Source organism: Agrobacterium sp. 16-2014-1-2a, from assembly GCF_053522705.1.
Window position 1 is genome coordinate 1 of record NZ_JBNWBX010000019.1, and the last position, 4,381, is coordinate 4,381.

The 4,381-nt window shown below is 56.0% G+C and carries 6 protein-coding genes and 1 pseudogene; 4 read left to right on the plus strand and 3 right to left on the minus strand.

Annotation, left to right across the window (positions count from 1 at the left end):
- A pseudogene (locus tag ACQZ45_RS26935) lies at positions 1-101 on the plus strand (GNAT family N-acetyltransferase); the annotation flags it as partial.
- 111 nt (positions 102-212) lie between these two features.
- On the plus strand, positions 213-740 hold the full coding sequence (locus tag ACQZ45_RS26940; RefSeq protein ID WP_013637346.1) for a GNAT family N-acetyltransferase: 528 nt from the start codon (positions 213-215) through the stop codon (positions 738-740).
- Positions 741-789: 49 nt separating this feature from the next.
- Here ACQZ45_RS26940 and ACQZ45_RS26945 read toward each other — a convergent pair whose 3' ends face one another.
- Together ACQZ45_RS26945 and ACQZ45_RS26950 are read right to left on the minus strand one after the other, a co-directional pair.
- On the minus strand, positions 790-1,410 hold the full coding sequence (locus tag ACQZ45_RS26945) for a tyrosine-type recombinase/integrase (RefSeq protein ID WP_111808170.1): 621 nt from the start codon (positions 1,408-1,410) through the stop codon (positions 790-792).
- 114 nt (positions 1,411-1,524) lie between these two features.
- On the minus strand, positions 1,525-2,109 hold the full coding sequence (locus ACQZ45_RS26950) for a histidine phosphatase family protein (protein ID WP_448742646.1): 585 nt from the start codon (positions 2,107-2,109) through the stop codon (positions 1,525-1,527).
- A gap of 143 nt (positions 2,110-2,252) precedes the next feature.
- Here ACQZ45_RS26950 and ACQZ45_RS26955 point away from each other — a divergent pair, with 143 nt between their 5' ends.
- On the plus strand, positions 2,253-2,795 hold the full coding sequence (locus tag ACQZ45_RS26955) for a GNAT family N-acetyltransferase (RefSeq protein ID WP_111808166.1): 543 nt from the start codon (positions 2,253-2,255) through the stop codon (positions 2,793-2,795).
- A gap of 220 nt (positions 2,796-3,015) precedes the next feature.
- Positions 3,016-3,420, plus strand: coding sequence for an OsmC family protein (locus tag ACQZ45_RS26960; protein WP_003517291.1), 405 nt, complete (start codon positions 3,016-3,018; stop codon positions 3,418-3,420).
- 83 nt (positions 3,421-3,503) lie between these two features.
- Here the strand turns inward: ACQZ45_RS26960 and ACQZ45_RS26965 are convergent, their stop codons facing one another.
- On the minus strand, positions 3,504-4,235 hold the full coding sequence (locus ACQZ45_RS26965) for an MgtC/SapB family protein (protein ID WP_323131475.1): 732 nt from the start codon (positions 4,233-4,235) through the stop codon (positions 3,504-3,506).
- Positions 4,236-4,381 lie beyond the last annotated feature (146 nt).

The window sequence follows — 4,381 nt, forward strand, 5'->3', positions numbered from 1 at the left end:
CCGACGTTCCGGCGAACAAACTCTACGAAAAATTTGGCTTCAAAGAAACTGCTCCGCGATCGCTGGGAATGGCATATCGGGTTACTTCGGCTGAACCTTAGAGCGAGCTTGCAAGACGGCCGCAATTGGCGCTTTCGCGCCATGTAGATTGCGTATCGCGTCGGCGATGAGTTCCCCTCAACCTTCGGCAGAGCAGATAATGGAGGTTAGGGATGAATCCGGCCATTCGAGAGGCCGATGTCGAAGATGCGGGGATACTTTCGGTGCTGGCGACCGAGGTGTGGCTGGACACCTATGCGACGGAGGGTGTTTCCTTCGCCTTCGCGGCGCATTTGCTGGAGGAGTACTCGCCCAAAGCATTCACGGAAACCTTGCTGAATGAGAGCATCCATATCTTCGTCTATACGGACGGAAACTTCGTCAAAGGCTATCTCAAGGTCGTCACAGACCCGGTGGCTCTCGATCTGCGATATGGCACCGTAGAAGTGGGGACGCTGTATGTGCGTCGGCATCACAAGCGACAGGGTATCGGAGCGGAGCTTCTGCGCCACGCGATGGATGTGGCGGTCCAGAGCGGACACCGGAGCATGTATCTCACTGTACATCATGCCAATCGAGACGCGCTGGCCTTCTACGAGTCCCACGGCTTCCACCAAGCTGGCAACTTCTTGTTCGAGTTCGAAGGCATCCAGGTGCCGAATGTTGTTCTAGCCATTGATCTAGCGCCGCACGGACCATGACCGCAATTGGCGAGAGAGAGACCACCGGCTATTGCCGATGGTCAAGAACCTATAGCTCGATCTGCTCGGCAATTCTGAGGGCATCATCCACCTCGACGCCGAGATAGTGAACGGTGCTTTCCAGCTTCGTATGACCGAGCAGAATCTGGACGGCCCGGAGGTTACCTGTCTTCTTGTAAATTTGCGCTGCCTTGGTTCGCCTCATGGAGTGGGTGCCGTAGGCGCTGGCATCAAGTCCGATAGACGAGACCCAACGGTGGACAATCCGAGCGTATTGCCACGTGGACAAATGATGCGACGTCTTCCAACGGCTTGGAAATAGATAGCTGCCGCCGTTCCTTCGAACGAAGGGAAGCCATGCCACGAGCGCAGTCTTCGTCTGCTCCGTCACCTCAAACTGCACGGGTCGCTTCGTCTTCTTCTGGATGATGGGCGCTCGGTCCCGGATCGAACTACCCCACCATAGGTCCTCAACCCTCAGCTCGACCAGGTCGCAAGCGCGGAGCTTGCTGTCGATGGCAAGGTTGAACAGCGCCAGCTCTCGGGTCGCCCCACTCATTTCGAGCCTGACGCGGATCGACCAAACGTTCTTTGGCTGCAGTGGTCGCTTCTGTCCGACCAGAATTCCCTTGTTCCATGGAGAACGATTACGCAGTGCGACGGTATCCATCCCGAATCCTCCGCCACTCCTCCCGCCGCGTCGCCTCCATCAGGCCGACCAATAGTAGCATATCTCGTCACTACTTGGCCCAAACCCGCCATTCGGGTTCATCCTGCAGCTGGGTCAACTTAGACGTTCCATCATCCCCGCCGGTAATAGCCGGAATGCAGCGTTTTGAGGGACTTCCAGATTTAACATCTCATTCTTGGAAAGACCGCTGTGGATGCCCCGCATGATCCGGCTCGTTACTCCGTGACAGACAACAACGGTGGGAGCATGGATGTCGTTCGAGAGGTCGCTCAACACCGCCCGCGCGCGGGCGAACATTTCGTCGTAGCGCTCGCCATCAAATGAGTGAAAGAACCACTCATTGCGACCAAGACCATCTCTTGCATGCGGCCACTGCGCTTCGATCTCGTTGTCAGTGAGCCCATCCCATGACCCCATCCCGACCTCTTTAAGACGATCATCAGTGATTAAGGGTACGTAAACCCCCAAAGTTGCGGCGATAATCGTTGCCGTTTGGATTGCCCGTCCGAGCGGGCTGGTTACGATCCTTGTACTCTGATCTAACCCGTTGCTCCTCAAAATTTCCCCGACTTGGGAAGCTTGAGCGAGGCCGAGGGCTGTCAACGCAGAGTCGCGTTGGCCCTGCCATCGCCCGGCTGCGTTGAATTCTGTTTGCCCGTGTCGCACCAAGTATATCATCCATCCCTCTCACTCACGTCTAGGTCAAAGTGGGCTTGGCAATCAGGTGCCAACTAACGAGCAATAGCATTCGCCCATTTTTTCGGGAAGCTTATGACTGCTCTTGGCGCTTCCGCGCCAAGTCGGCCGTTGGCCCATAGCAGATGTTGACAGAGGTGTTTTGCCACGCTGTACTGGCTGCCATCGCAGATGAATGCAGCCACAAGGTTAGCCAGATGCAAATTAGGAATGCCTCGAAAGAGGATGCGCTCCGGTGCGTGGAGCTTGTCGAAGCAAGACGCAAAGAATACGAGAACTACGAGCCGCGCTTTTGGAAGAAAGCCGCTAACTCAGCTGCTTCGACTCTTTCATGGTTTGAAAAACTGTTCTCTGATGAGCACAACGTGTCTCTTGTCGCCGTTGAGAACACACTGATCGTCGGTTTTCTTATCGCGCGAGAGTTACCAACTCCGCAAGTATACGATCCGGGTGGGGCGACCGCTTTGATCGATGACTTCTGCGTTGCTGCTAAAGATCGTTGGCACGATGCGGGTGCAGCATTGTTACAGCGCGCAAAATCGGAGCTAAATCGGCGGGGGTTCGCACAAGTTGTGGTAGTTGGCGCTCAACGGGATGCCGCCAAAACTGCGTTATTGAGCCAAGCCAACCTTTCATTAGCTTCGACATGGTGGACATCAGAAGTGTAGCATTTCCCGAAATTGCGGGCATTCCTTAACTCAACGGCACCCAGCCATAAGTTGGACTCTCTGTTGCCGGAACGGCCGCTTCTGGTGCACTCTCGCCAAATTGGCCGCCGCCCCGAGCGGCCTCAAACCTTATCTTTTAAAGAACAGGCTCGAAAACACAGTTGACCACGCCAACGTTTGCCACGAACTTGCAAAGCTCAGACATGGACGGAGTTATGTGATGGTGCGGTCGGTCATCGAGTTGCGGAACGTCGCCGGCACTGAGGCAGCGATGGGTTGGGCTGGCGGCCATACGGTGGTCATCGATCGGCCGGAAGGCAAGGCCGGGGGATTGGGTCTCGGTTTCAATGGCGGCCAAATGCTCGCTCTAGCAATAGGAGGCTGCTACTGTAATGACCTACGCTATGTCGCCCATGAACGTGGCGTGAAAATCGAACAAATTGCCGTAACAGTGACACTTGACCTAGAGGGTGTACCGCTGGTCGCCACCAAAGCCGTGCTATCTGTAAAGTGCGAGACATCGGACGGCTCCGATCCGAAAGCCTTGATCGATCATGCGTGGTCGGTGTGCACAGTCGCCAACTCCCTCAATCGCGGGATCCCGACGATAATACAGGTCGCATGAACGTTTTTGGCGCTTTTCAGCCTTTTCGCGGTACCTGCTACAGATTGAGTTGAGGCCGAAACATCTTCGCTGTCGTCCTACGGTCAATCGTCCCCACTAGACTTTGAGTCCGTCTCGGATGGCGTGGGCAAGATGTGAGGCACCGCTGCGAGAATGACCAAGACGATCGCGGTCGATAAGACGGCCGTTACCTCCATTCCCAGGCCGGCCATTACACCAATCGCGGCTGTCGCCCAGATACTGGCCGCTGTGGTGAGCCCTTCTACCTCCCGCTGCGCCGAGCGGATTATGATAGCACCCGCGCCGAGGAAGCCTATTCCTTGAACGACACCCTGCAGTACCCGTGACAGATCGCCGATCTGCATGCCGCTCTGCAGTGGACCTAAAACGAAAAGTGCAGCACCTACGGCAACCAACATGTGAGTCCGCAAGCCAGCACTTCTGCCCTTGCTCTCGCGTTCGAACCCGAGAACCCCACCGAGTACCGCCGCGATCACAAGGCGCACAGTGATGCGAGTTATGGCCGACGCGTCTGGAACATCAGAGAATTCTTTGACTAACGTCCCCCAAACTTCGTCTCCCACGGTCGCATCCTTATGTCGTTCGCAAATTTGGCATGTAAACGAGGTGCCATACAAACGCTGCGTTGGCAACTTCACTGCCGCCATCGTCACCCGTGAGGGTAACTTTTGTGCCGATAGGGGGAATAACAGCCGTCTCGCACCGTCAATTGCCGCGGGATGCCTTCCCCCAACCGTCCAGCGGAGCGATTGTTCGTGCGAGCGCAAGCAGCAAGCACCGGGATGTAAAGCCATGTCTGCATTTAGGTACGGGCAAACACGGTGTCTGTGACTGGAATGAAGGCGCGAAGCGGAAGACGACCTTCGGCCCGGAGAGGAAGTCGAGCTCGGTCCTGAACGTCCATTGACAACTGACCCTGTTTGGAGTGGCAAATAATCGC

Excerpts from the sequence above, each read along its gene's own strand:
- ACQZ45_RS26945 (WP_111808170.1), bottom strand. The coding sequence starts at position 1,410 with ATGGATACCGTCGCACTGCGTAATCGTTCTCCATGGAACAAGGGAATT.
- ACQZ45_RS26960 (WP_003517291.1), top strand. The coding sequence starts at position 3,016 with ATGGTGCGGTCGGTCATCGAGTTGCGGAACGTCGCCGGCACTGAGGCA.
- ACQZ45_RS26940 (WP_013637346.1), top strand. The coding sequence starts at position 213 with ATGAATCCGGCCATTCGAGAGGCCGATGTCGAAGATGCGGGGATACTT.
- ACQZ45_RS26965 (WP_323131475.1), bottom strand. The coding sequence starts at position 4,235 with ATGGCTTTACATCCCGGTGCTTGCTGCTTGCGCTCGCACGAACAATCG.
- ACQZ45_RS26955 (WP_111808166.1), top strand. The coding sequence starts at position 2,253 with ATGTTGACAGAGGTGTTTTGCCACGCTGTACTGGCTGCCATCGCAGAT.
- ACQZ45_RS26950 (WP_448742646.1), bottom strand. The coding sequence starts at position 2,109 with ATGATATACTTGGTGCGACACGGGCAAACAGAATTCAACGCAGCCGGG.